The sequence below is a fragment of the Fictibacillus barbaricus genome (genome assembly GCF_014635025.1).
Classification (GTDB): domain Bacteria; phylum Bacillota; class Bacilli; order Bacillales; family Fictibacillaceae; genus Fictibacillus; species Fictibacillus barbaricus.
The window spans coordinates 232,482-254,615 of record NZ_BMCE01000002.1 but is presented as its reverse complement, the minus strand read 5'-3'; the positions used below and the strand labels follow the sequence as shown (position 1 = coordinate 254,615).

Below are 22,134 nucleotides of genomic sequence, written 5' to 3'. Positions count from 1 at the left end.
CCTTGCCAGTCGGCTCATAACCTTATAAGATTCAATACGGAGAATATTGATTTTGGAGAGGAAGATCGGGTTTGACTTGGGATTTATTAAATATTATTGGTACGATAGCCTTTGCTATTTCTGGTGCACTTGTTGCCATGGAAGAAGATTATGATATTTTGGGAGTATTTATTTTAGGATTGGTAACTGCATTTGGCGGAGGGATCCTGCGTAATGTTTTAATTGGACTCCCAGTAGACAACATTTGGGAACAAGGTCTGCTGCTTAAATCAGCACTTGCTGCAATGGGTATTGTTTTCTTTATGCCTGAAAGTTTCATACATTTTTCAAAGAGAAGTCTTCATTTCTTTGATGCAATTGGACTTTCAGCGTTCGCTATACAAGGTGCAATCGCTGCAAACAGCATGGATCATCCGATAAGTGCGGTTATTGTCGCTGCCATCCTGACCGGGATCGGTGGTGGAATTATCCGTGACGTCTTAGCGGGTCGTAAGCCTGTTGTGCTTCGAGAGGAGATTTATGCGGTGTGGGCGTTGTTAGGGGGACTGATCATAGGGTTAAATATCGTAAACAGTACGATAGAATATATGATTCTTTTTGTACTTCTCGTTGTTTTTAGAATGCTTTCGCTTAAATTAAGATGGAAGCTGCCGCATAGAGCACTGTAATCAGAAAAACCACCTAAGTGAGGTGGTTTTTTTATGCAGGATTTTAATCTTGATCTATGGAACATATAGAATAGACAGGAGGCGAAGAACATGCAGACTACTTATTATAAAAACCAAAGTGTACAACAACCACAATTTATTGCAGAAATTTGTTTTGATTATTATAACGAGCGGCTTCGTATCGATGATTATCGGGGAAATCCAGTCCAGCTCGTAAACTGGATGGAAGAAGAAGCAGTTAAAAACAAGTTCCAAAAGATTATTGTAAAAACCCGCCATGAAGATCTTTCCTTTTGGATTCAGCAAGGATATCTATATGAAGGAGAATTTTCAAGTTATTTTAACGGAGCTTCTGCGTTTGCCATGTGTAAATATCTAAACGTTGAAAGAAGAAATAGCTCGTACTGGCTGGATGAAGATAATATATTAAAGGGTGTAGTGAAATTACCCCAAGGAACTGCTCAAAGTCCTTTACCAGAAAAATATACATTGAGAATGGCTGATGAAGGAGATGTGAAATCACTTTCAGACCTCTATGGGAAAGTCTTTGAAGTTTATCCTACACCCATGGATGACCCCGATTATGTGCTAAAAATGATAAAATCCGGAACATTGTTCTGTGTGATTGAACATGAGCAAAAAATCATTAGTGCTGCATCAGCTGATGTGAATTCTACTTACCATAATGCGGAAATAACCGATTGTGCGACACTTCCAGAGCATCGAAAAGCTGGTTTGATGAAACACCTCGTGGATCAGCTCGAGAATGAACTCTTTGATCGGAATATCTATTGTGCTTATTCAATTGCCAGAGCATTATCTTTTGGAATGAATGCAGTCTTTCATCAAAAGGGATATATGTATAAAGGAAGACTAGCAAACAACTGCAAAATTTTCGATAAATACGAGGATATGAACATTTGGGTAAAAGACTTATCTAGCTAGGTGCCAATTTTTCGGCACTACATGACGAAATTTAAGCACTAACGGTGGTGATGGATTTTGATATCTAACTCTTTGGAAACGGCTGAAACTTTAAATGCGATCTTAAAGACAATAGATGAAGGGATTCATGTAGTGGATGCAGACGGTATAACCATCTTTTATAATGCTGTTGCAGCGACATTAGATGGTTTAACACCTGACGAAGTTCATAATTTTCATGTTTTGGACGTCTTTCCCTCACTTACAAAGGAAACAAGCACACTGTTAAAAGTTATTCAAACAGGACAGCCCATCTATAATCAGCACCAATCATACACGAACAGAAAAGGAAAACATATTGATACTGTGAACTCAACTTTGCCGCTATGGCTTGACGGCGAATTGATCGGGGCAGTTGAGGTTGCTAAAGACATGTCAAAGATTAAGCAGCTATCGGATCAGCTGCTTGATCTGCAGTCAAAAATGAAAAGTAATAAAAGAAAAACAAAGAACCACACTTTTGCTACATACTGTTTTTCCGATATAATAACGAACGATCCAGAACTAAATCGGATAAAAACACAATGCGAGAAAGCCTCAAAAACCCATTCGCCCATAATGATATTTGGAGAAACGGGTACAGGAAAAGAAATGTTTGTACAAGCGATTCACAACGCATCAAACAGAGGGGAAAATCCTTTTGTGGTACAAAACTGTGCAGCAATACCAGGTCCTTTGCTAGAGGGAATATTATTTGGTACCACTAAAGGCAGTTTTACGGGAGCAATAGATCGGGCTGGTGTTTTTGAACTGGCAGACGGAGGCACTTTATTTTTAGACGAGCTCAATTCCATGCCGATTGAGCTTCAGTCAAAACTCCTGCGTGTTATTCAAGAAGGAGTCGTTCAGCGCATAGGAAGTAATGATACCCGTAAAGTAGATGTTAGAATTATTTCTGCACTCAATGAAAAACCAGAGGAATGTTTAAAATCTGGACGATTAAGACACGATTTATTTTACAGATTAAATGTTGTTTATTTTGAATTACCGCCATTAAGAGATAGGAAAACCGATATAACTTACTTGATTCAGCATTTCATTAAACATTTTAATGTTGCCTTTCAAAAACAGGTTGGAGGATTAACTCCAGAGGCAGAACAATTGCTTATAAGATATCTTTGGCCCGGGAACATTCGCGAGCTTAAGCATGCAATCGAACATTGTATGAACTTTGCTGAAGACCACTTCTCCATCGGAGTGGATTTATTACCCCAGCATGTAACAACAGCAAACGAGAGTACGGTTCAAAATAAGATCTCAGAGTTTTCAACTGTTCCTCCTTTAAGGGAAGCATTAGGAGAATACGAACAGCATATTATTCAGATGGCATTAAAACAAACCTCAGGAAACATTCTGCAAGCAGCAAAAATATTAGGAGTGCCAAGACAAACACTTCAATACAAAATAAAACAAAAATGAACTGCCGAATTTTCGGCGGTTTTTTTATTTTCCGTTACATGGTATTCAGGCCCACAATGATCCGAAACTGCATAAAATATACGGTTATCACTATTTTTCGGAACTTTCAGTCACTTGGCATGCTTCTTGCATGAATAGTAGGTGTAGAAATAAAGGAGGTCTTTTAATATGCCTGTAGTGAATGGATTATTTAAACCTAAGAAACACTGGAAAGAATTTGAGTTATGGAAAGATGTGACGGAAGAACAATGGAATGATTGGTTATGGCAGCTTACGAACACGATTAGAAATCTGAAGGATTTAAAGAAGATCATCAATCTGACACCAGAAGAAGAAGAGGGCGTAAGAATATCCACAATGACAATCCCATTAAATATTACTCCTTATTATGCTTGGCTGATGGATCAAGATGACCCAAGGTGTCCAATACGTATGCAGTCAGTTCCAATCGGAAAAGAAATATTGAAAACCAAATACGATCTTGAAGATCCATTGCATGAAGACGAAGATTCACCGGTACCAGGTCTGACTCATCGCTATCCGGATCGAGTACTGTTTCTCGTTACAAACCAATGTTCCATGTATTGCAGATATTGTACGAGAAGAAGATTTTCCGGGCAGATCGGTATGGGAGTCCCAAAAAAACAGCTTGATGCTGCTATTAATTATATAAGAAACAATCCTCAAGTGAGAGACTGTTTAATTTCTGGCGGTGACGGATTATTAATTAATGACAACATTTTAGAATATATTCTAAAGAACTTAAGAGATATTCCACATCTGGAAATTATAAGAATCGGAACACGCGCACCTGTCGTTTTCCCACAGCGAATCACAGAGAACCTGTGCAATATTCTAAAAAAATATCATCCAGTTTGGCTTAATACACACTTTAATACTTCTTTAGAAATAACAGAAGAATCTAAACGTGCTTGTGAGATGCTTGCAAATGCCGGGGTGCCTGTAGGAAACCAATCTGTTATTTTAGCAGGGATCAATGACAGTGTTCCGATTATGAAAAAACTGATGCACGATCTCGTAAAGATAAGAGTGCGTCCATATTATATTTACCAGTGTGATCTATCTGAGGGGATCGGCCACTTCCGCGCACCTGTTTCAAAAGGACTGGAGATCATTGAAGGGCTCAGAGGACATACTTCTGGTTATGCGGTTCCAACTTTTGTTGTTGATGCTCCTGGCGGCGGAGGAAAGATTGCTGTTCAGCCTAATTATTTAATCTCTCAATCTCCTGAAAAGGTAGTTTTAAGAAACTTTGAAGGAGTTATTACGTCATACCCAGAACCTCAAAACTATCAAGCCGGCAGAGCAGATGCGTATTTTAATGAAATCATGGGAACCGATCATATTAAACCAGCCATTGGTGTTTCTGCGCTCATGCGTGATGAAGCATTCAACTTAGTTCCACAAGGCTTAAAACGACTTGAAAGAAGAGAAGATTATGGATTAAATCCGGAACATAGTTCATTAAAAGATAAACGTGATAAACGTGACGAACTAAAAGAGAAAAAATATAAGTTTGAGCAGCAAAAGGACGAAGGAGTTTCTGTACCGGCTGAAGAACAAAAGAATGCATAGAAAGGAGGATTACATGAAGTGTTTATGGTGTGAGAGTGAGAAAGCAGAACAGAAAGGACTGACTGGTTATTGGGAGTTGCCAGACGGGTCAAGATCCGTTGAGATTACTGTAATCCCTTCTGTTTCATGCTCTTCTTGCGGAATGGAATATCAAGAAGACCATATTATAGATGAAATTGAAGATCAGCTTATGCTTATTGATACGAAGAAAATAGAATCATCCATTTCTTACTCAGATTTAATGAGTATCCCTAGATTTCTAAAGAAGAATTATTTTAAGATTTAACATCATATAGAGGAGGAAATGCCCGGATTTTTGGGCGTTTCCTTTTTAACCTCAGGAGAAAGGAGCCTTTTTCATGGGAAGATCACATCTCATCAAACCGGTTCTAGGAAACAATTATCCTGTTATCAGTCATGGTAAAGGAATCTACTTATATGATAAAGAAGGAAACCAGTACATTGATGGATCTTCAGGAGCCATTACAGCTAATATTGGACATGGCGTTCATGAGATCGCTGAAGCAATGTGGAACCAGGCAAAGCATGTTTCATTTGTTTACAGATCTCAGTTTACGAGTGATGCCGCTGAACAGCTTGCTGAAAAACTAGCAAACTATGCACCTGGAGATCTGAACTCCGTTTTTTTTGTGAATAGTGGATCTGAAGCAACCGAAACAGCATTAAAGGTTGCTATTCAATATTTTCAGGAACAAGGCATTGTAACAAAAACAAAAGTAATTTCAAGATGGACCAGCTACCACGGTATTACGCTAGGTGCGCTATCCATGTCTGGCCATCCGCTTAGAAGACAGCGCTTCACATCGCTTCTTGAAGATTTTCCAGCAGCACCTGCACCGTATTGCTATCAATGTCCTTTAAATGAGACGTATCCAGGATGCGGAGTAAAATGTGCAGACGATTTGGAAAACATCATTCAAACACTAGGTCCTGACCAAATTGCAGCATTTATCGCTGAACCGGTAATAGGAGCTTCTGGCGGAGCGATCGTGCCGCCTGATGAATACTTTAAAAAAATTAGAGCTGTCTGTGATAAATATAATATTTTGTTGATTGCTGATGAAGTGATGACGGGGATGGGCCGTACAGGAAAGATGTTTGCGATGGAACACTGGAATGTAATCCCAGACATCATAGCTCTAGGAAAGGGAATGAGTGCTGGATATACACCTATGGCAGCGACAATTGTCTCAGACCGGATCATGGATGTAATTGAAGCAGGCACAAAAGTAGTAATGAGTGGTCATACGTTCAGCGCAAATCCACAATCAGCAGCTGTTTGTCTGGCAGTTATTGAATTTATGGAGAAGTATAAACTGCAGGAAAACGCAGCAGCTATGGGTGAATATCTAGTAAATCATCTTCAACGGCTCCAGTGGAAGTACCCGTTGATTGGAGACGTAAGAGGAAAGGGGCTTTTATGCGGTATTGAATTTGTAAAGGACCCTATAACAAGAGAACCTTTTGAATTAAGCAGCAAAGTGGTAGACCGGCTCCTTTCCATTTGCTTTACTAAAGGTTTACTCGTCTATCCTGCTGTTGGAGGGGTAACTGGATTTTCAGGAGATTCGATTTTAGTTTCTCCTCCGTTAACTGTAACGAAAGAACAGATTTCGGACATGGTTGATATCCTCGATCAATCGATAAGTGAACTAACCACTCAATTAATTACTGAAGGATTGTATATAACAGAAGCTACAAGTTGAAAGAGGTGTTTTAAATGGTACAAAAAGTAAATAAACAAATCACCTTAAAAGATGCCTCAAAGTATTTCTTTAACGGCATGTCGCTTATGATTGGTGGATTCGGAGGTGTGGGTGCTCCTCCTACTCTAGTCAATCTCATACTGGAAAAAGATTTACAAGACATTTTTTTGATCAGCAATGATACAGGTTTTCCCTGGATTGGACCTGGAAAGCTCATTACAGAAAAGCGTGTTAAAAAACTGATTGCCTCACACATCGGATCTAACCCTGAAGCGGGAAAGCAGATGCAAGACGGCTCATTAGAAGTAGAGTTTGTCCCGCAAGGAACGCTTGCAGAGAAAATAAGAGCAGGCGGTATGGGGCTTGGTGGAATCTTAGTAGATGTTGGTCTAGGAACAGTTGTTGAAGCGAATAAAGAGAAAGTGTCTATTAACAACAAAGAATTTATGATAGAAACGGCTTTAACAGCTGACGTATCCATTGTATATGCAAAAAAAGCCGATTTGTACGGAAACCTTGTCTATGATAAGAGTGCTCGCAATACCAATCCATTAGTTGCAACTGCTGGTCATATCACAATTGCTGAGGTAGAGGAAATTGTGCCTATAGGTTCACTTGATCCCGAAGAAGTAATAACACCAGGAGTTTTTGTTGATTTCATTATCCAAAGTAAAGGAGTGGACTGGAAATGGGTCTGGGAATTGAAACAAGGCACAAGATCGCAAGAAGAGCAGCCCTCGAAATAAAGAATGGAATGACTGTAAACCTTGGTATCGGTATTCCCACGCTCGTAGCAGATTATATGCCTAGTCATCTACATATCATGCTTCACACTGAGAATGGGATATTGGGTATGGGCGGATCACCAGTTACTGGAGAGGAAGACGGAAACTTATCTAATGCCGGTGGATATCCTGTTACGATTCAACCAGGAGCATCTTATTTTGACAGTGCAACCGCTTTTGGGATTATTCGAAAAGGATTACTTGATGTCACTATTTTAGGAGCTCTAGAGGTTAGTGAAAGAGGAGATATCGCAAATTGGATCGTCCCTGGTAAGCGAGTGCCTGGTATGGGAGGAGCAATTGATCTGGCACAAAAGGCGAAAAAAGTCATTATACTAATGAATCATACAGATAAATATGGGAATCCCAAAATCGTAAAAAACTGCTCACTTCCACTTACCGTAAAAGAAGGAGCAAACATGATCATTACTGAAAAAGCGGTATTCCAATGTATCAATGGAAAGCTGTACCTTCGAGAAATTATGGATCCTTATACAGTCGAAGATGTAATTCAAACAACAGGTGCTTCAATAATAGTAGATGAGCAAGTATCTGTATTCCAATGATTACTTAGGAGGATTACACATGCAAGTTAAGGAAAAACTCTCAAACTGGCTAATAGCAAAGCAAGATGAAGCGGTTGAATTTTTGCAAAATACCGTTCAAGAAGCTAGTACTACAGGAAACGAAACAGGAGTACAGAAATTAATTGCTAAAAAATTAGAAGAGATCGGTTTGGAAGTAGATATGTGGTACCCAGACGGGGAAGAACTTGCGAACCACCCTAACTTCTGTGCGAGCCGTACCGATTTCAGCTATAGCCCAAACGTTGTAGGGATATGGCGCGGCTCAGGAGACGGCCGTTCGCTCGTGCTAAACGGTCATATAGATGTTGTGCCAGAAGGTGATCTGAATCAATGGGAACACCATCCCTATAGTGGAAAAGTCATAGATGGCAAACTATTCGGCAGAGGATCGACGGATATGAAAGGTGGTAACCTGTCCCTTCTTCTTGCCATTCAAGCCCTAAAAGAGACAGGAACCAAATTAAAAGGTGACTTGTATTTTCACAGTGTAATAGAGGAGGAAAGTGGGGGAGCAGGAACTCTTGCAGCTGTTCTTAGGGGTTATAAGGCTGATGCTGCCATTATTCCTGAACCTACCAACATGAAAATTTTCCCTGCTCAACAAGGCTCTATGTGGTTTCGATTAACGATAAAAGGAAAAGCAGCTCATGGTGGTACTCGTTATGAAGGGATTAGTGCCATCGATAAAGCAGGTGTTGTTTTACAAGCTATTAAAGATCTGGAAATGATACGTAACAAAAGGATTACTGACCCGCTTTACAAAGATATTCCAATACCGGTTCCAATAAATGTTGGAAAGATATCCGGCGGAAATTGGCCTTCTTCAGTGCCCGATTCAGTTGTGTTAGAAGGCAGGATAGGTGTTGCACCACATGAAACACTTGAAGAAGTAAAAAAAGAATTAGAAGATTATCTTTCAAACATGCAAGAACCTTGGTTTAGTAAACATCCCGTTGCTGTAGAATGGTTTGGCGCTCAATGGCTGCCTGGTTCCATTGAAACCGATCATCTTCTGATGAACACACTTTCGAAGAACTATAAACAAGTTTTAGGAGAAGAACCAATTATTGAAGCATCTCCATGGGGAACGGATGGAGGCCTGTTATCACAGGTTGGTAATACACCGTCCATTGTTTTTGGACCAGGAGTTACAGCAGTCGCTCATTACCCAAATGAATATATTGAGATTTCAAAGATTATGGAAGCGGCGGAAATTATCGCTCTAACAATCTACGATTGGTGTGGAGGCGAAAATGAATGAAAAAATCAGAAGAATTTCTAAAACGCAAAGAATTAAATGTACCAAGAGGACCCTTCAATACGGTACTTAACTTTGTAGACCATGCAAAAGGAAGCATCATGACAGATGTTGATGGAAACGACTATATTGATTTTGCCGGAGGGATCGGTACATTAAACGTTGGGCATTGTCCCCAACGAGTCGTAGATGCTCTAAAGAATCAGATAGAAAAGTACATTCATCCTTGTTTTCATGTGATGATGTATGAACCATATATACAGCTTGCCGAGAAATTAAATGAAATCACACCGGGGGACCATCATAAAAAAACGTTCTTTTTAAACAGTGGTGCTGAAGCTGTCGAAAACGCTGTAAAAATCGCACGGAAATTCACAGGTAGAAAAGCAATCATCTCGTTTGAACGTGGATTTCATGGAAGAACGCTTCTAGCCATGTCACTAACAAGTAAAGTAAAACCATATAAATTTGAATTCGGTCCTTTCGCTCCAGAAACCTATAAGATGCCATATCCTTACTATTATAGGGACGACCGGAATATAGAAGAAACAGATGCGGCTATCTTGAATAAATTTGAAGAATTCTTCTTGGGTGAGGTTCCACCAGAAGAAATTGCAGCCATTATTTTCGAACCCGTTCAAGGGGAGGGCGGGTTTGTTATTCCTTCCAAAACTTTTGTAAAAGGGCTTAGACAAATATGTGATAAGTACAATATTCTTCTAATAGCGGATGAGATTCAAACTGGATTTGGCCGAACCGGAAAGATGTTCGCAATGGAACATTTTGATGTTATACCTGACCTGATGACGATGTCAAAATCAATTGCAGCAGGTCTTCCAATCTCAGCAGTTACGGGAAGGGCGGAAATCATGGACGCACCTGCACCCGGAGAGATAGGCGGTACGTATGGTGGTAGCCCCCTGGGTTGTGTCGCAGCCCTAGAGGTTATCTCTATGATAAAAGAAGAACAACTATTAGCTAGAGCTAATGAAATTGGCGACTTCATACTAAAAACGTTTTACAAATGGAAAACTCAATATGACTTTATTGGTGATGTTCGTGGAATTGGGGCGATGTGTGCTCTTGAAATTGTTAAAGATAAAACGTCCAAAACTCCGGATGCCGACCGTTCAAAGAAAATCATTGGACTTTGCAACCAAAATGGAGTAGCCATTATGGGTGCTGGCCTTTACAGCAATGTCATTCGAATTTTATCTCCTCTGGTCATTACGAACGAACAGCTACAAAAAGGACTCCAGATCATGGAGCTCCAATTGAATAAGATCAGCGAAACGATATCCACTTGAATTGCACAAACCCCGTCATTATGTCGGGGTTTTTCTATGGATGCCGTTAAATTCATTAATGCTAGATGAAAATAGCTTAGTTTTGATTTTCGACAAAAACATGATGATATTCGTCAATATTACTAACCTATATGACAATCCTATCTAAAATTTTGACTCAAAGAATCTTTAAATAACCAATTATTGGTGCTTTTTTCATAACAATTCAAAATATTATGTTAATATTAAGGTGCAGAGTTAAAGAAAAGTTGAATAAGAGAAAGAAGCAGAGGGGAAAACAGATTGAACAAAAAGTGGCAGAAAATCATTATTGGAGCAGTTCTACTTATTGGGTTTGTTCTCTACACACAGTTTGAAAAAAACGCGGAACCAGTGTGGGTAGTTAACGAAAAAAATTTTACAGTGGTAGATTCCCTTCAAGATGGCATGGATTTGGAGTATACAAAATTTGATGAGCTTGAAAGAATCGATCAATTTGGTTTTATAAAAGATAGTAATAAAGTTATCCGTTTAAATGAGAAATACCGAACACTGCAAATTGAAAAAGTGTGGCATTCACAAGGGCAGTTATATTTTTTATACAGCGTTGATTTGAAAGAGCGTGATAAAGATGAAACAGATATTCCCCGGTTAACCGTAAAAAAAATGAAGCTGCATATGAAGGACGGTGAAGAATTCATTGCTCCTGTTCATGAAAATAGTGGAAATTATAGTTTAAGCCATGAAGGATTTGTATATAAACACCGACTGTATCGTTCCTTAATGATTTTTCCTATGCCGGATCAATTGGAGATGGAGAATTTTAATTGGGAGAAGTTAATGAATGTGAACAAGATCGATCTATTGCAAGTAGATCTTGCAGACCGGTCGGGACTTAAATCCATGGATGATATTCAATTAAAAGTATCATCTGACAATCCGCATACAAAAGTGATACATTCTGAAAACATAAATAAATCGTTTACTTATGACAATAGGGAAAAAGCTAAGCTAACAGCTTATGAATTTTTATTATATGATCAAAGACTTAGAATTGAGATCCCTGACATAGATGACCGTTTAGTTGGTTTTTCTGGTACTTATAACGATGAATCGTATAGCCAAATGTGGGATCTCATTGGAACGGAAAAAGATGGGTTTTATTTGCACTTTTACGATAATCCACATAGAAGCCATAACCAGAGTACAAAAAGAAAGATCTCAATTAACGCTTCTATCCATACAAGCGAAAATTTCCATACATGGACGATACCGGCAGAACATGTCCAGAAGTTTAATGCCAACACTTCCGAGCCAGTTGAAGTGAATCAAAAAGTGTATGATGAATCAGATATGTCCATCGTTTATAACGGCGTTAGGATGTTTGATGGGAGCCCTAAGTTTTCATTTACAATTAAACGGATGAATGATGAATTACTCAGTGGCCATCATCTTACACCGGAAAGATATACGGAAAACGTTCCGGAAGAACATGCACGCAGTCACAAGAAAAATATTATATCCGTCACAAATGCAAAGAAAGAAGAACTTACAAATTTTGAGATCTTTAGCGAAGATTCATCTGATGAATCCACATATTATATTGCCTTCTATAATCAAGAAGATTTGGAGAGAGGTGAGATGAATCCTGTAATTATTCCAGAAGAAAATCTGACAGTAAGCCTAACTGATTTAACTTATTCAAAACCTCTCCCTGACCCGGTTACCATCCAATATGAACTTCCAAAAAGGATAAAATGAAAAAGACTGCCGGAATCCTACCAGCAGTCTTTTTCTTATGGTCTTGGATTACTTTGAGCACGTTTAATGTACATTTCTTCTTCTCCAACAATTCCGCATGCTCCACACTGAATTAACCGTTCAGAGCCTCGATATGGAAGATGAAACATATCGAGTTCACCTTCTTCGTATTGCTGTACAACATCACCCGTTGCAGGATCTAGTTTAACGGAAACCGGATTTTGTTCAATTACATTAAAACGTGTACGGTTTGTCTTGCAATTTGGACATAAGTAAGGATTTGCCATAATTAGACCTCCTTTTTAATTTTAATTTAACCAACTGAGGAAACATTATGTAAGTTTTATTTGTAAATGAATTAGCCATAGTAAGAAAAAGGAGGGATTGATATGGGCAGAACAAAAAAAGGGAACGCCAATGCACAACGCAACAACAATGCGAAACGCCAAGAAAATAATCATCAAGAAGAATTTGCATCTTATGCAGAATTAGAAGTTGAAAAGATGCACCATGGAAAAAAAACAAAATGATTTTACTTCTGAAGCAACAGGTAGTATAATAAAAATCTGCGATGTTAGTGGCTTTTCAATGTCTTTAACCTATGTGCTAATGACGGGAATCCTATATGATCTGTCAGACAGTCATGCCTTGCATTCGTCTTGGAAGGCTGTAACGGCAGCTGCGGATACCCACCTGAGAGATCAGGTTCCAAAGGCATATAAAGTCACGGCAGAGCGGATTTTACTTAACTTACAACAAGCGTATTTTACTTCATTGTAAAATGCGCTTTTTTCATAACACATGACTTGCCGGGGGAAATAGAGAAAATGGAGAAGAAAGAAACACTGCTATTAATTGATGGGTTTAATCTGTTAAGCCGATGTTATTTTGCTACAGCTTATGGAAAAGAAATGCATGATCTGCCTCGTAATTCAAAAGGTCAGTTTACTAATGCGATCCGTGTTACGATCCAAAAGCTTTTAATGCTTGTTAGAGAACATGACCCCTCCCATATTGCGGTTGCTTGGGATGTGAAACGTGACGAGACACTAAGAAGAGAGAAGTTTGCAGAATATAAAGGAACAAGAAATGAATTGCCTGAACCTCTTATTCAGCAATATGAAACGCTTGTTGAACTGTTTGATACGATTGGAATTACACAGCTTACAATTCCAAGGTATGAAGCGGATGATATCATCGGTACACTGGTCAACCGCTGGCGTAGTGAACGTGATGGAGAATGTATCATCTATAGCAATGATCGAGATTTGCTTCAGCTTCTATGTGAAAAAACTTCGCAGTTAATTACAGTTAAACGTGATGAACTGAAATATACCATCAGCCATTTTCAAGAGGAGTATGGTATAACTCCTAATCAATGGATTGATGTTAAGGCACTTTTAGGTGATAAGAGTGATAATATTCCCGGAGTAGCAGGTGTAGGCGATAAGGCTGCGTTGCCTCTGATTCAACAGTATGGAGCTGTAGAAGCCATCTATGAGAATTTTGAAAACTTAGACCCTCGGTTTAAGCGTTATCTAAAAAAACTAGAAGCCGGCAGGGATATGGCGGTATTAAGTAAGGATCTTTGTACGATTTTCACAGATGTACCTGATGTGATCGATAGAGATTTAGATGAATGCCGTTATATTCTAGATAAAGAAATGGTCCGAAATGCACTACAGGATCTTGAAATACAAATAAGAGTGGGTTAAGAAGCATCCCACTCTTTTTGTTTGCGTTTAATCCCTAATTCATTAAATTTTATTTCAGATAAGATCATTCCTAATAATATGAGAAGACACCCTGTCGTGGCTTTTGGTCCTAGCGTTTCGCCAATCATAACAAATGCTGTAGTAGCTGCAAAAACAGGTTCCATAGCAAAAATGAGTGCGACTCTTGCTGGAGTAGTAAACGATTGAAAGTAAGTTTGTGCTAAAAAAGCTAAAGCTGTAGCAAACAAAGAAGTTATGATTAGTGCAGAGATGACCTCAGGTTTAAATACTAATTCAGCCACAAACATCTGTTGCCAGCTCTCTGTGAATAGAGCTGTAATGAAACTTAGAATTGAAACGGTTATTAACTGAATAACGGTTAAACAAAGTGCATGATATGATTGTGCAAATTTACCTGTAAAAACAATATGTAGTGCAAAGGAAATAGCACATAGCAATACATAAGCGTCACCAACATTCAATGTCAGGCTGTTATGGATGGTCAATAGATATAAACCTGCTACAGCTAGCAAAGAACTCAATCCTACTTGCCAATTCAATTTAGACTTTAGCAGGAAGTAACTAAAAAGAGGCACCAAAACGACACTTAAACCTGTTATAAAACCAGTTTTGGAAGATGTAGTATAAAGAAGTCCCACTGTTTGAAGGCCGTAACCTAAGAAGAGCCAAAAACCAAGAATAAAACCACTTATCCAAAGTTTTTTACTTTTAAAATGAATGAGAGATGAACGGTTAAACAAGAATATAATAAGTATTAATAAAAAAGCAGCAAAACTAAAACGCACCGTATTGAACGAGTAGGGTTCCAAAAAAGCAATCGCTTTTTGAACAATAACAAATGTCGTACCCCAAACAAATGCAACAAGTAATAGGTTAAAATCTGCAAACCAAGGCTTTTTAAACATTAGGCTCGCTCCTGTTCAACTGAATGGCTTGCCGAGCCAACTCATCAGCTTTTTTATTTTGTTTTGAAGGAATCCATTTAATAAAAAACAGATCAAGCTCTTTAGATAACATAAGGGCTTTATCCAACAAATCTGTATAACGCTTGTCTTTTGCGAACTCTTTCTCAACAGCACTCTCTACGGCTTGTGAATCTGTACGGAAAGATACAATATTCCAATTGTTTTTAATACATAACTCCAAGCCATGAATTAAAGCCATAAATTCGGCTTCATGATTTGACATTCTGCCAATTGGAAAACAAAAGGAATGAGTTATACCATTACCGATCTTCACATAAACACCTGCTCCCGACATTCCAGGATCACCGGCACTTGCACCATCTATGTACACTTCAATCAACCTGAGCCTCTCCTCTGTATAAATATATATACGTATTATAAGGTACTTTAATAAAAACAAAAAGGAGATTACTATGAACTTCTCCATTGAATATATGTTCAAACATCCGAAATCACAATTAAAAATTCGTTTTGTTTCAGATCCTGTTTCACTGAACGAAGCACTTTTTACAGCAAAAGACTTAGAGAAGACAGGAAGAGTAACAGATTTGGTTTTTATAGACTCAAAGGGAGTTTCTTGGACAAAAAAAGAACTATTAAAACTGACAGAGGTAAAAAAAGAAGAACCTAGAGACATCGTGATCTATTTTGATGGCGGTTATAAAACTGAAACGGGTACGAGCGGCCAAGGAATAATCATCCATTATTCTCAAAATGGCATCAATTATCGTATTAAGAAAAATGCAAGCTTAACAAACCTTGAATCAAATAATGAATCAGAGTACGCAGCGTTATGGCTGGCTGCCAAAGAACTTGAAGAGCTTGGTGTACAGTATGAGGAAGTCACCATTCAAGGAGATTCTAAAGTCGTCATCGAACAATTAAGAGGGGAATGGCCTTGTTATGAAACGAACCTCCAGAACTGGGCAGACAAAATCGAAACACTCTTTAAGAAGCTACAAATTGAACCTGTCTATGAATGGGTTGCTAGAAATAAGAACAAAGATGCAGACCAACTCGTTACACAAGCCATGAACGGTAAAATCATTCAAGCCAAGAAAGAAGTCATTGATAAGTTCTGATAACAACTGGTACAATTTACTAGAATCTTATGATTTTGGGGTTGAGGTAAAAATGGAAGAAAATATCCTGGAAGAATATGTAACATTGTTATCTTCTAAAGGGTTTCGTCTAACTGATGGAGACCTTCATTTTATAGATTTTGGAAGGCATTATACAGATGCTACTGAATCTCAAGTTAAAATTGCCTTAGAAGTAACACTTATACAGCAGTTATCATTTGATGGAAGTTACTTTATAGCACTCCTCGAATCCTTTGTTAAAGAAAACATCACATCAAAGAAACGAGCGTATGATTTACTGGATCAACTACAATCAGGGAAGAAATATTCATGTACAGTGGGGTAAATATGAAACAAACCATGATCAAGAAAACAGAGGATTTTGTAAAAGAAAAACTACACGGTGAAAGCAGCGGGCACGATTGGTACCATATTTACCGTGTGAAAAATCTTTCTGAAAATATTGCTGAAAAGGAAGGCGCGGACCATTTTATATGTGTGATGGCTGCACTGCTTCACGATATAGCCGATGAAAAAATAGCTGGAAGTGAAGAAAAAGGCATCCAAGAAGTTAGACAATGGTTAGAGTCTATCTCTGTTGAAGATCATTGCATAACACATATTTTGTCCATCATCAGCACGATGTCATTTAAAGGCGGTAATCAAGCAGAGATGAGCTCAATCGAGGGGATGGTCGTACAGGATGCTGATCGGCTAGACGCAATCGGAGCTATAGGAATAGGAAGGACCTTTGCTTATTCAGGAGCAAAAGGACAATTGATGTATGATCCGGAGATCCCTGTTCGGGAGGTTATGACGAAAGAGCAGTACCGAAATGAAAAAAGCACCGCTGTAAACCATTTTTATGAAAAACTATTGAAATTAAAACATGGAATGAACACTTCTTATGCTAAAAAGCTAGCAGATGATCGCCATGCGTTCTTAGAAAGCTTCCTAGAGCAGTTTTTTGGAGAGTGGGAAGGCAGAAAATAAGGTTTTATTTTTAAAATGTGCAGTTCCGAACTCCGAAACTGTCCTTATCGAATACAACGAAGGTACAATTAAGTTGTGATTTCAGAAATTAATGAGTTAATTCCACGAGAAACGTGTTTAATTCCACGAATATTAACCATAAATCCACAAAATTTAAGCATATATCCACGAGCTGTCAAATATCGACTAATTACGACGTTTACTTGATAAAAAAAAGGCCCTTAACAGGCCTTTTTTATTCACATTCTTCCGCGGGGCGTGGACCAGCGTCTAATCCTTCTGATGTGACAGTGAGAATCGGTTTAATTGAAGCGTCCTCACTTACACAGATCTGGCAAGATAAACGTACGTTTCCAGACAAGCCCTTCGTCTCAATAATATTTGCTTCCTTTTCTCCAATAGGCCCTAAGTCTCCAGATAATACCTCAACACGGCAAGTCGTACATTTTGCTTTTCCTCCACAGCGGTGAAGGATGTCAATTCCGTTGTCCTCAAGTGCATTTACAAGCTTTTTTCCGTTTTCGATCTCATATGTACCATACCCTTGCACATCAATTCTCGCCATACTAGCTGCCTCCTTAAAATCATTTTTTAGTATTTCTTTCCATTCTTATTATACGATATCCTCCCTCCAAGTAAACTAAACGAATAAAAGTTGTCATAGAAAAACTCGTCGCATCGCATACTTCTTTCATATACAATAGAGAGTGAGACAATTTTACATATGGAGGGTTAAATCAACATGCTAGAAAAGGTTACGTTTAAAAGTGATATCGAGATTGCCCAATCAGCTAAAATGCTGCGAATTGAAGAGATTGTAGGTCAACTAGGAATTGAAGAAGATGATTGGGAGCCTTATGGAAGATACAAAGGAAAACTTTCATTAGATCTGTTTCAAAAGCTTCAGAATGTTGAAGATGGAAAAGTAGTTTTAGTTACAGCAATAAGTCCAACACCTGCAGGCGAAGGTAAATCTACCGTTACAGTTGGACTAGGACAAGCACTTAATCGTGTTGGAAAGAAAACAATCATCGCTTTGCGCGAACCATCATTAGGGCCTAGCATGGGGATAAAAGGCGGCGCTGCAGGCGGAGGCTATTCCCAGGTAATGCCGATGGAAGATATTAATCTTCATTTTACTGGTGACCTGCATGCGATCACAACCGCTAATAACGCACTTGCTGCACTTATTGATAATCATATCCACCAAGGAAATGAGTTAAATATAGACCCGCGCCGCATTGTATGGAAACGGGCGTTAGACATGAATGACCGTGCACTTCGAAAAATTGTAATCGGTTTAGGGGGCCCGGTTCAAGGGGTTCCGCGTGAAGATGGATTTGATATTACCGTTGCTTCTGAAGTTATGGCAATATTCTGTTTAGCGAATGATCTTGAAGATTTAAAAGCAAGACTTTCTAGAATGGTTGTTGCCTTTGATTATGACAATCAGCCTGTTACAGCAGGAGACCTTAACGCTCATGGTGCACTGACATTATTATTAAAAGACGCAATTCGTCCAAATATTGTTCAAACACTGGAAAATACACCTGCACTCGTACATGGCGGGCCATTTGCAAATATTGCTCATGGATGCAACAGCGTTATCGCAACAAAACTTGCATCTAAACTAGGAGAAATGGTTGTTACTGAAGCAGGGTTCGGTGCTGACCTGGGTGCAGAGAAATTCCTGGATATCAAAGCTAGATATGCAGGAATAAACCCGAGCGCGGTTGTCATTGTTGCAACAGTGAGAGCACTTAAAATGCATGGCGGCCTTGCGAAAGAATACTTGAAGAATCCAGATCTTACTGCACTGGAAAATGGTATGCCAAACTTAGAGAAACACTTGGAAACATTAAAGCATTTTGGAGTTCCGGTTGTTGTAGCCATAAATAAGTTTGTAACAGATACCGAAGAAGAGATTTCCTTTATTAAAGAATGGTGTAAGTCAAAAGGCGTTGCAGCTGAGGAAGCAGATGTATGGGCAAGAGGGGGAGAAGGCGGAGAAGCTCTTGCAAAGAGAGTTTTAGAAACGATTGAAACAGAAAAGAACTCATATAAGCCTTTATATGAACTCAATGTATCTTTACAAGAAAAAATTGAAACGATCTGTAAAAAAGTTTACGGAGCTGGCGAGGTGCAATTTTCTCCAAAAACATTAAAACAAATGAAACAATTTAGTGACTTTGGATGGGATCAACTGCCGGTTTGTATGGCAAAAACGCAATATTCATTCTCAGATGACCCTAAAAAACTCGGACGTCCTGAAAACTTTACGATTACGATCAGAGAATTAAAACCTTCCATTGGAGCCGGTTTTATAGTAGCTCTGACTGGAGATGTTATGACAATGCCTGGACTGCCGAAAGTTCCAGCTGCCAATAACATGGACGTTTCAGAAGATGGCAAGGCAGTAGGACTCTTTTAAGAAATAGTGTATAATAAGTCTTCAACTGCTATACTTCTAGTGGAGGGTTGTTTATGAAACCATTACAGTTATCAGCAGAAACGGCTGTAAAATTAGCAAAAGCTTTAAACGTGCCGCTTGAGCAGTTAATGCACATGCCGCAGCATATCTTAGTAAAAAAATTAATGGAGTTAGAAGCATCCGAAGATAAAAAGGATGAATAATTAAGGTCAAGAAGGCGAAAACCTACTATGTAGGTTTTTTCTTTTTTCTTAATCTATCTTTTAAAAAAAGGAATGAAAATATGGAAACAAAAAAACCTGGATTGGTATATTCTTTAAAGGTACTTCGTGATTCAGATTTGGGTTATGTGTTAGATCTTGAAGATGGCAAGGAAGTCCTTTTGCACCGTGCCGAAGCAAAGAGCAAGCATGAACAGGGAAATCTCGTTGAAGTCTTTTTATATCAAGATCATGAAGGAAGACTTGCAGCCACTGAAACAATTCCAAAAGTTAGGCTAGATTCATTAGCTTGGCTTGAGGTAGCTGGTGTAAATCGTAAGTTAGGTGTATTTCTTCATATAGGAATTAAAAAGGATGTACTTTTATCTAAAGATGATTTGCCACAATCATGGGAAGAGTGGCCTCATCTTGGAGATCGATTGTATTCAGGATTGAAGCTTGATAAAAAGGGACGCCTTTTTGCTGACCTTGCAACAGAAGAAGAGATGGTAGAGCAAGCAGAAGCTGCAACTGAAGAAGCATTTAATCAGCAAACTTCTGGATATGTTTATAAAATAAATGAAGCGGGCGTCTTGTTGTTTACAGAATCTCAGCATATTGGCTTTATTCATAACGATGAACTAAAAGTAAAGCCTCGACTTGGCCAGAAATTAAGTGCACGTGTTGCTTTTGTTCGCGAAGACGGAAGAATCAACTTATCCATGAGAGCTAGAAAAGAGATCGCCTACACGGAAGATTCTGAACGAATCTACCAATATCTTCGTGAAAATAAAGGACAAATGCCTCTTACTGATAAATCATCTCCAGAAGAGATAAAAGAAACGTTCCAGATGAGTAAAGCTTCCTTTAAACGAGCCCTCGGAAAGCTCATGAAAGAAGAGAAGATCATACAAGAAAACGGAAAAACTTATCTTCAGATTTAACGAATAAAGGGACCTGGTTGATCAGGTTCCTTTTTATTTTGGTTTTAATTAGGTACTGTACAAGTCTACCTCAAAACTCTCGCCAATCACGGAAAAATGCTGCAAAATCACGGAAAATTGAAGCTTGATCACGGAAATTGAAGCTTGATCACGGAAAATAGTAGCTTGATCACGGAAAAACACTGCTTAATCACGGAAAATAACCAAACCTCTGTTCCGTGTTTTAAGAGAATTAGGATTTGCAACCTTACCCATTGGGTAAAATAAATACAGTGGAAAGGTGGTATATCATTGAAAAGAAATTTAGGTTTTTGGGTTTTGACCGCACTTGTGGTCGGGAATATGGTAGGGTCTGGAATTTTCATGCTTCCGCGTTCGCTCGCCGAAGTTGCTAGTCCATCTGGGGTTCTGTCTGCCTGGATCATAACAGGCTTTGGGGTCTTAATGACGGCATTGGTGTTTGGTAATTTGTCATTAAGAAAACCTGAATTAAATGGGGGACCTCAAAACTATGCAAAAGCTTTATTCAAAGACAGTTCCCGTGCGTCTTTATTATCAGGTTATCTGGTAAGCTGGGGTTATTGGGTAGCCAATTGGTCAGGAAACGTTGCAATTATAACAACTTTTGCAAGTTATTTATCTACTTTCTTTCCTATCATGACAAACAATAACCCATTATTCACTATTTTAGGAACTGCCATTACAACGGGAGGCGTAATAACATTTGTCGTATGTACCATCTTGTTGTGGGGTGTACATTATTTGATTCTAAATGGAATCGAAGGAGCAGGGAAAGTTAATTTTGTCGCTACGGCTGCGAAAGTTTTAGGATTTTTGTTATTTATTCTAGCCTGTCTTTTCGCGTTCCAGAGCAGCAACCTTGTCCCTTTTTATGAACCAATTGAAGGCGAGGGTGGTGTAAGTTCAGGTTTTCTCTCCCAAATAAACAATGCAGCAATTGCAACATTGTGGGCCTTCGTCGGTGTAGAATCTGCTGTAGTTTTTGCAACACGGGCAAAGAAAAAAAGCGATGTAAAAAAAGCAACGATCCTAGGGTTATTAATTGCACTAGCGTTGTATTTAAGCATTACTCTTTTGGTGATGGGAACACTGCCACAGAATGAACTTGTAGAATCACAAAAACCACTCGTTGATTCTCTAATGAATGCTATTGGACCATCAGGAAGTATGGTCATGGCTATATTAGGTGTAATCTCATTATTCGGTGCAACGGTCGGATGGGTTTTACTTTCAGCTGAGGTTCCTTTTCAAGCTGCTCAACAACGAATGTTTATCCCTAGCTTCTTGAAAGAAAACGATAAGGGTGCTCCAGTTTTCTCGCTTTGGGTAACAAATTTATGTACTCAGTTGTTTTTATTTTCTGTCGTTTCACAATCTATGGCACAAGCCTTTGATTTTATGATTTTTATTGCAACACTAGCTTTTCTTGTTCCTTATCTGGTGGCATCTCTATATCAATTGAAACTTGTTATTAGCGGGGAAACATATATGGGGAATGCCAGGAGCAGAACAGCAGATGCCATTATTGCAACCCTTGCAGCTATTTATTCATTATGGGTCATCTATGCAGGAACAGCTGACATCAAAACCTTTTTATTTGGAATTGCGCTGCTGGCTTCAGGCATTTTATTTTATCCGCTAGTTCCAAAACCAGTTGCTGCAAAAGAAAAACCGGCTGATAAATAGCCGGT

Annotated in this window: 24 protein-coding genes and 1 other RNA gene; 21 read left to right on the top strand and 4 right to left on the bottom strand. The window is 38.8% G+C overall.

Annotated features, from left to right (window positions below; all coding sequences use genetic code 11):
• Positions 1-71: 71 nt before the first annotated feature.
• The 11 genes from IEV52_RS10605 to IEV52_RS10555 all read left to right on the top strand — a co-directional run bounded on the left by IEV52_RS10605 (position 72) and on the right by IEV52_RS10555 (position 12,071).
• Complete coding sequence (locus tag IEV52_RS10605; RefSeq protein ID WP_188402528.1) at positions 72-668, top strand: trimeric intracellular cation channel family protein; 597 nt, start codon at positions 72-74, stop codon at positions 666-668.
• A gap of 90 nt (positions 669-758) precedes the next feature.
• Positions 759-1,613 (top strand): putative beta-lysine N-acetyltransferase, encoded by an 855-nt coding sequence (gene ablB, locus IEV52_RS10600; RefSeq protein WP_188402527.1) that lies wholly within the window; start codon positions 759-761, stop codon positions 1,611-1,613.
• Positions 1,614-1,685: 72 nt separating this feature from the next.
• Positions 1,686-3,071 (top strand): sigma-54 interaction domain-containing protein, encoded by a 1,386-nt coding sequence (locus IEV52_RS10595; RefSeq protein WP_308464569.1) that lies wholly within the window; start codon positions 1,686-1,688, stop codon positions 3,069-3,071.
• A 168-nt stretch (positions 3,072-3,239) separates the two neighbouring features.
• Positions 3,240-4,667 (top strand): lysine 2,3-aminomutase, encoded by a 1,428-nt coding sequence (gene kamA, locus IEV52_RS10590; protein WP_188402525.1) that lies wholly within the window; start codon positions 3,240-3,242, stop codon positions 4,665-4,667.
• 13 nt (positions 4,668-4,680) lie between these two features.
• The gene (locus tag IEV52_RS10585; RefSeq protein WP_188402524.1) at positions 4,681-4,953 is read left to right on the top strand and encodes a YokU family protein; all 273 of its coding nucleotides are present in this window, start codon (positions 4,681-4,683) and stop codon (positions 4,951-4,953) included.
• 73 nt (positions 4,954-5,026) lie between these two features.
• Complete coding sequence (locus tag IEV52_RS10580) at positions 5,027-6,394, top strand: aspartate aminotransferase family protein (protein ID WP_188402523.1); 1,368 nt, start codon at positions 5,027-5,029, stop codon at positions 6,392-6,394.
• A gap of 14 nt (positions 6,395-6,408) precedes the next feature.
• Complete coding sequence (locus IEV52_RS10575) at positions 6,409-7,140, top strand: CoA transferase subunit A (protein WP_188402522.1); 732 nt, start codon at positions 6,409-6,411, stop codon at positions 7,138-7,140.
• Positions 7,083-7,745 carry a 3-oxoacid CoA-transferase subunit B gene (locus IEV52_RS10570; protein ID WP_188402521.1) on the top strand — a complete coding sequence of 221 codons (663 nt, stop codon included), beginning with the start codon at positions 7,083-7,085 and terminating at the stop codon, positions 7,743-7,745. The genes IEV52_RS10575 and IEV52_RS10570 overlap by 58 nt, the downstream gene beginning before the upstream one ends.
• A 19-nt stretch (positions 7,746-7,764) precedes the next feature.
• The gene (locus IEV52_RS10565) at positions 7,765-9,027 is read left to right on the top strand and encodes a peptidase (protein WP_188402520.1); all 1,263 of its coding nucleotides are present in this window, start codon (positions 7,765-7,767) and stop codon (positions 9,025-9,027) included.
• On the top strand, positions 9,024-10,331 hold the full coding sequence (gabT, locus tag IEV52_RS10560; RefSeq protein ID WP_188402519.1) for a 4-aminobutyrate--2-oxoglutarate transaminase: 1,308 nt from the start codon (positions 9,024-9,026) through the stop codon (positions 10,329-10,331). The genes IEV52_RS10565 and gabT overlap by 4 nt, the downstream gene beginning before the upstream one ends.
• A gap of 282 nt (positions 10,332-10,613) precedes the next feature.
• Positions 10,614-12,071 carry a hypothetical protein gene (locus IEV52_RS10555; protein WP_188402518.1) on the top strand — a complete coding sequence of 486 codons (1,458 nt, stop codon included), beginning with the start codon at positions 10,614-10,616 and terminating at the stop codon, positions 12,069-12,071.
• Between the two features lie 35 nt (positions 12,072-12,106).
• On the opposite strand, the gene IEV52_RS10550 is transcribed toward IEV52_RS10555, so the two are convergent.
• Positions 12,107-12,358, bottom strand: a complete 252-nt coding sequence (locus IEV52_RS10550) for a DNA alkylation repair protein (RefSeq protein WP_188402517.1) — start codon at positions 12,356-12,358, stop codon at positions 12,107-12,109.
• Positions 12,359-12,460: 102 nt separating this feature from the next.
• On the opposite strand from IEV52_RS10550, the gene IEV52_RS10545 reads away from it, so the two are divergent.
• The 3 genes from IEV52_RS10545 to IEV52_RS10535 all read left to right on the top strand — a co-directional run bounded on the left by IEV52_RS10545 (position 12,461) and on the right by IEV52_RS10535 (position 13,786).
• Positions 12,461-12,601: a hypothetical protein gene (locus tag IEV52_RS10545; protein WP_188402516.1), complete on the top strand. Its 141-nt coding sequence runs from the start codon at positions 12,461-12,463 to the stop codon at positions 12,599-12,601.
• A 30-nt stretch (positions 12,602-12,631) separates the two neighbouring features.
• Positions 12,632-12,816, top strand: a non-coding RNA gene (ssrS, locus tag IEV52_RS10540) — 6S RNA.
• Positions 12,817-12,898: 82 nt separating this feature from the next.
• A complete protein-coding gene (locus IEV52_RS10535; RefSeq protein WP_188402515.1) occupies positions 12,899-13,786 on the top strand; it encodes a 5'-3' exonuclease in 888 nt (295 codons plus the stop codon).
• Here the strand turns inward: IEV52_RS10535 and IEV52_RS10530 are convergent.
• Positions 13,783-14,712 carry a DMT family transporter gene (locus IEV52_RS10530; RefSeq protein WP_188402514.1) on the bottom strand — a complete coding sequence of 310 codons (930 nt, stop codon included), beginning with the start codon at positions 14,710-14,712 and terminating at the stop codon, positions 13,783-13,785. The genes IEV52_RS10535 and IEV52_RS10530 overlap by 4 nt on opposite strands.
• A complete protein-coding gene (locus IEV52_RS10525) occupies positions 14,705-15,112 on the bottom strand; it encodes a reverse transcriptase-like protein (protein WP_188402513.1) in 408 nt (135 codons plus the stop codon). Before IEV52_RS10525 ends, IEV52_RS10530 begins: the two co-directional genes overlap by 8 nt.
• 73 nt (positions 15,113-15,185) lie before the next feature.
• On the opposite strand from IEV52_RS10525, the gene IEV52_RS10520 reads away from it, so the two are divergent.
• From IEV52_RS10520 to IEV52_RS10510, 3 genes are read left to right on the top strand one after another with little or no spacing between them, the layout of a single operon-like run.
• Positions 15,186-15,854, top strand: coding sequence for a reverse transcriptase-like protein (locus IEV52_RS10520; protein ID WP_188402512.1), 669 nt, complete (start codon positions 15,186-15,188; stop codon positions 15,852-15,854).
• Between the two features lie 52 nt (positions 15,855-15,906).
• Positions 15,907-16,200 carry a DUF6123 family protein gene (locus IEV52_RS10515; RefSeq protein ID WP_188402511.1) on the top strand — a complete coding sequence of 98 codons (294 nt, stop codon included), beginning with the start codon at positions 15,907-15,909 and terminating at the stop codon, positions 16,198-16,200.
• A 2-nt stretch (positions 16,201-16,202) separates the two neighbouring features.
• Complete coding sequence (locus IEV52_RS10510; protein ID WP_188402510.1) at positions 16,203-16,847, top strand: HD domain-containing protein; 645 nt, start codon at positions 16,203-16,205, stop codon at positions 16,845-16,847.
• A 235-nt stretch (positions 16,848-17,082) separates the two neighbouring features.
• Here IEV52_RS10510 and IEV52_RS10505 read toward each other — a convergent pair whose 3' ends face one another.
• Positions 17,083-17,412: a 2Fe-2S iron-sulfur cluster-binding protein gene (locus IEV52_RS10505; RefSeq protein ID WP_188402509.1), complete on the bottom strand. Its 330-nt coding sequence runs from the start codon at positions 17,410-17,412 to the stop codon at positions 17,083-17,085.
• A 177-nt stretch (positions 17,413-17,589) separates the two neighbouring features.
• On the opposite strand from IEV52_RS10505, the gene IEV52_RS10500 reads away from it, so the two are divergent.
• From IEV52_RS10500 to IEV52_RS10485, 4 genes are all read left to right on the top strand, one after another.
• Positions 17,590-19,278 (top strand): formate--tetrahydrofolate ligase, encoded by a 1,689-nt coding sequence (locus tag IEV52_RS10500; protein ID WP_188402508.1) that lies wholly within the window; start codon positions 17,590-17,592, stop codon positions 19,276-19,278.
• Between the two features lie 53 nt (positions 19,279-19,331).
• Positions 19,332-19,481: a YycC family protein gene (locus tag IEV52_RS10495; protein WP_188402507.1), complete on the top strand. Its 150-nt coding sequence runs from the start codon at positions 19,332-19,334 to the stop codon at positions 19,479-19,481.
• A gap of 80 nt (positions 19,482-19,561) precedes the next feature.
• Positions 19,562-20,422 carry a CvfB family protein gene (locus IEV52_RS10490; RefSeq protein WP_188402506.1) on the top strand — a complete coding sequence of 287 codons (861 nt, stop codon included), beginning with the start codon at positions 19,562-19,564 and terminating at the stop codon, positions 20,420-20,422.
• Between the two features lie 285 nt (positions 20,423-20,707).
• Complete coding sequence (locus IEV52_RS10485; RefSeq protein WP_188403876.1) at positions 20,708-22,129, top strand: amino acid permease; 1,422 nt, start codon at positions 20,708-20,710, stop codon at positions 22,127-22,129.
• Positions 22,130-22,134: the final 5 nt, after the last annotated feature.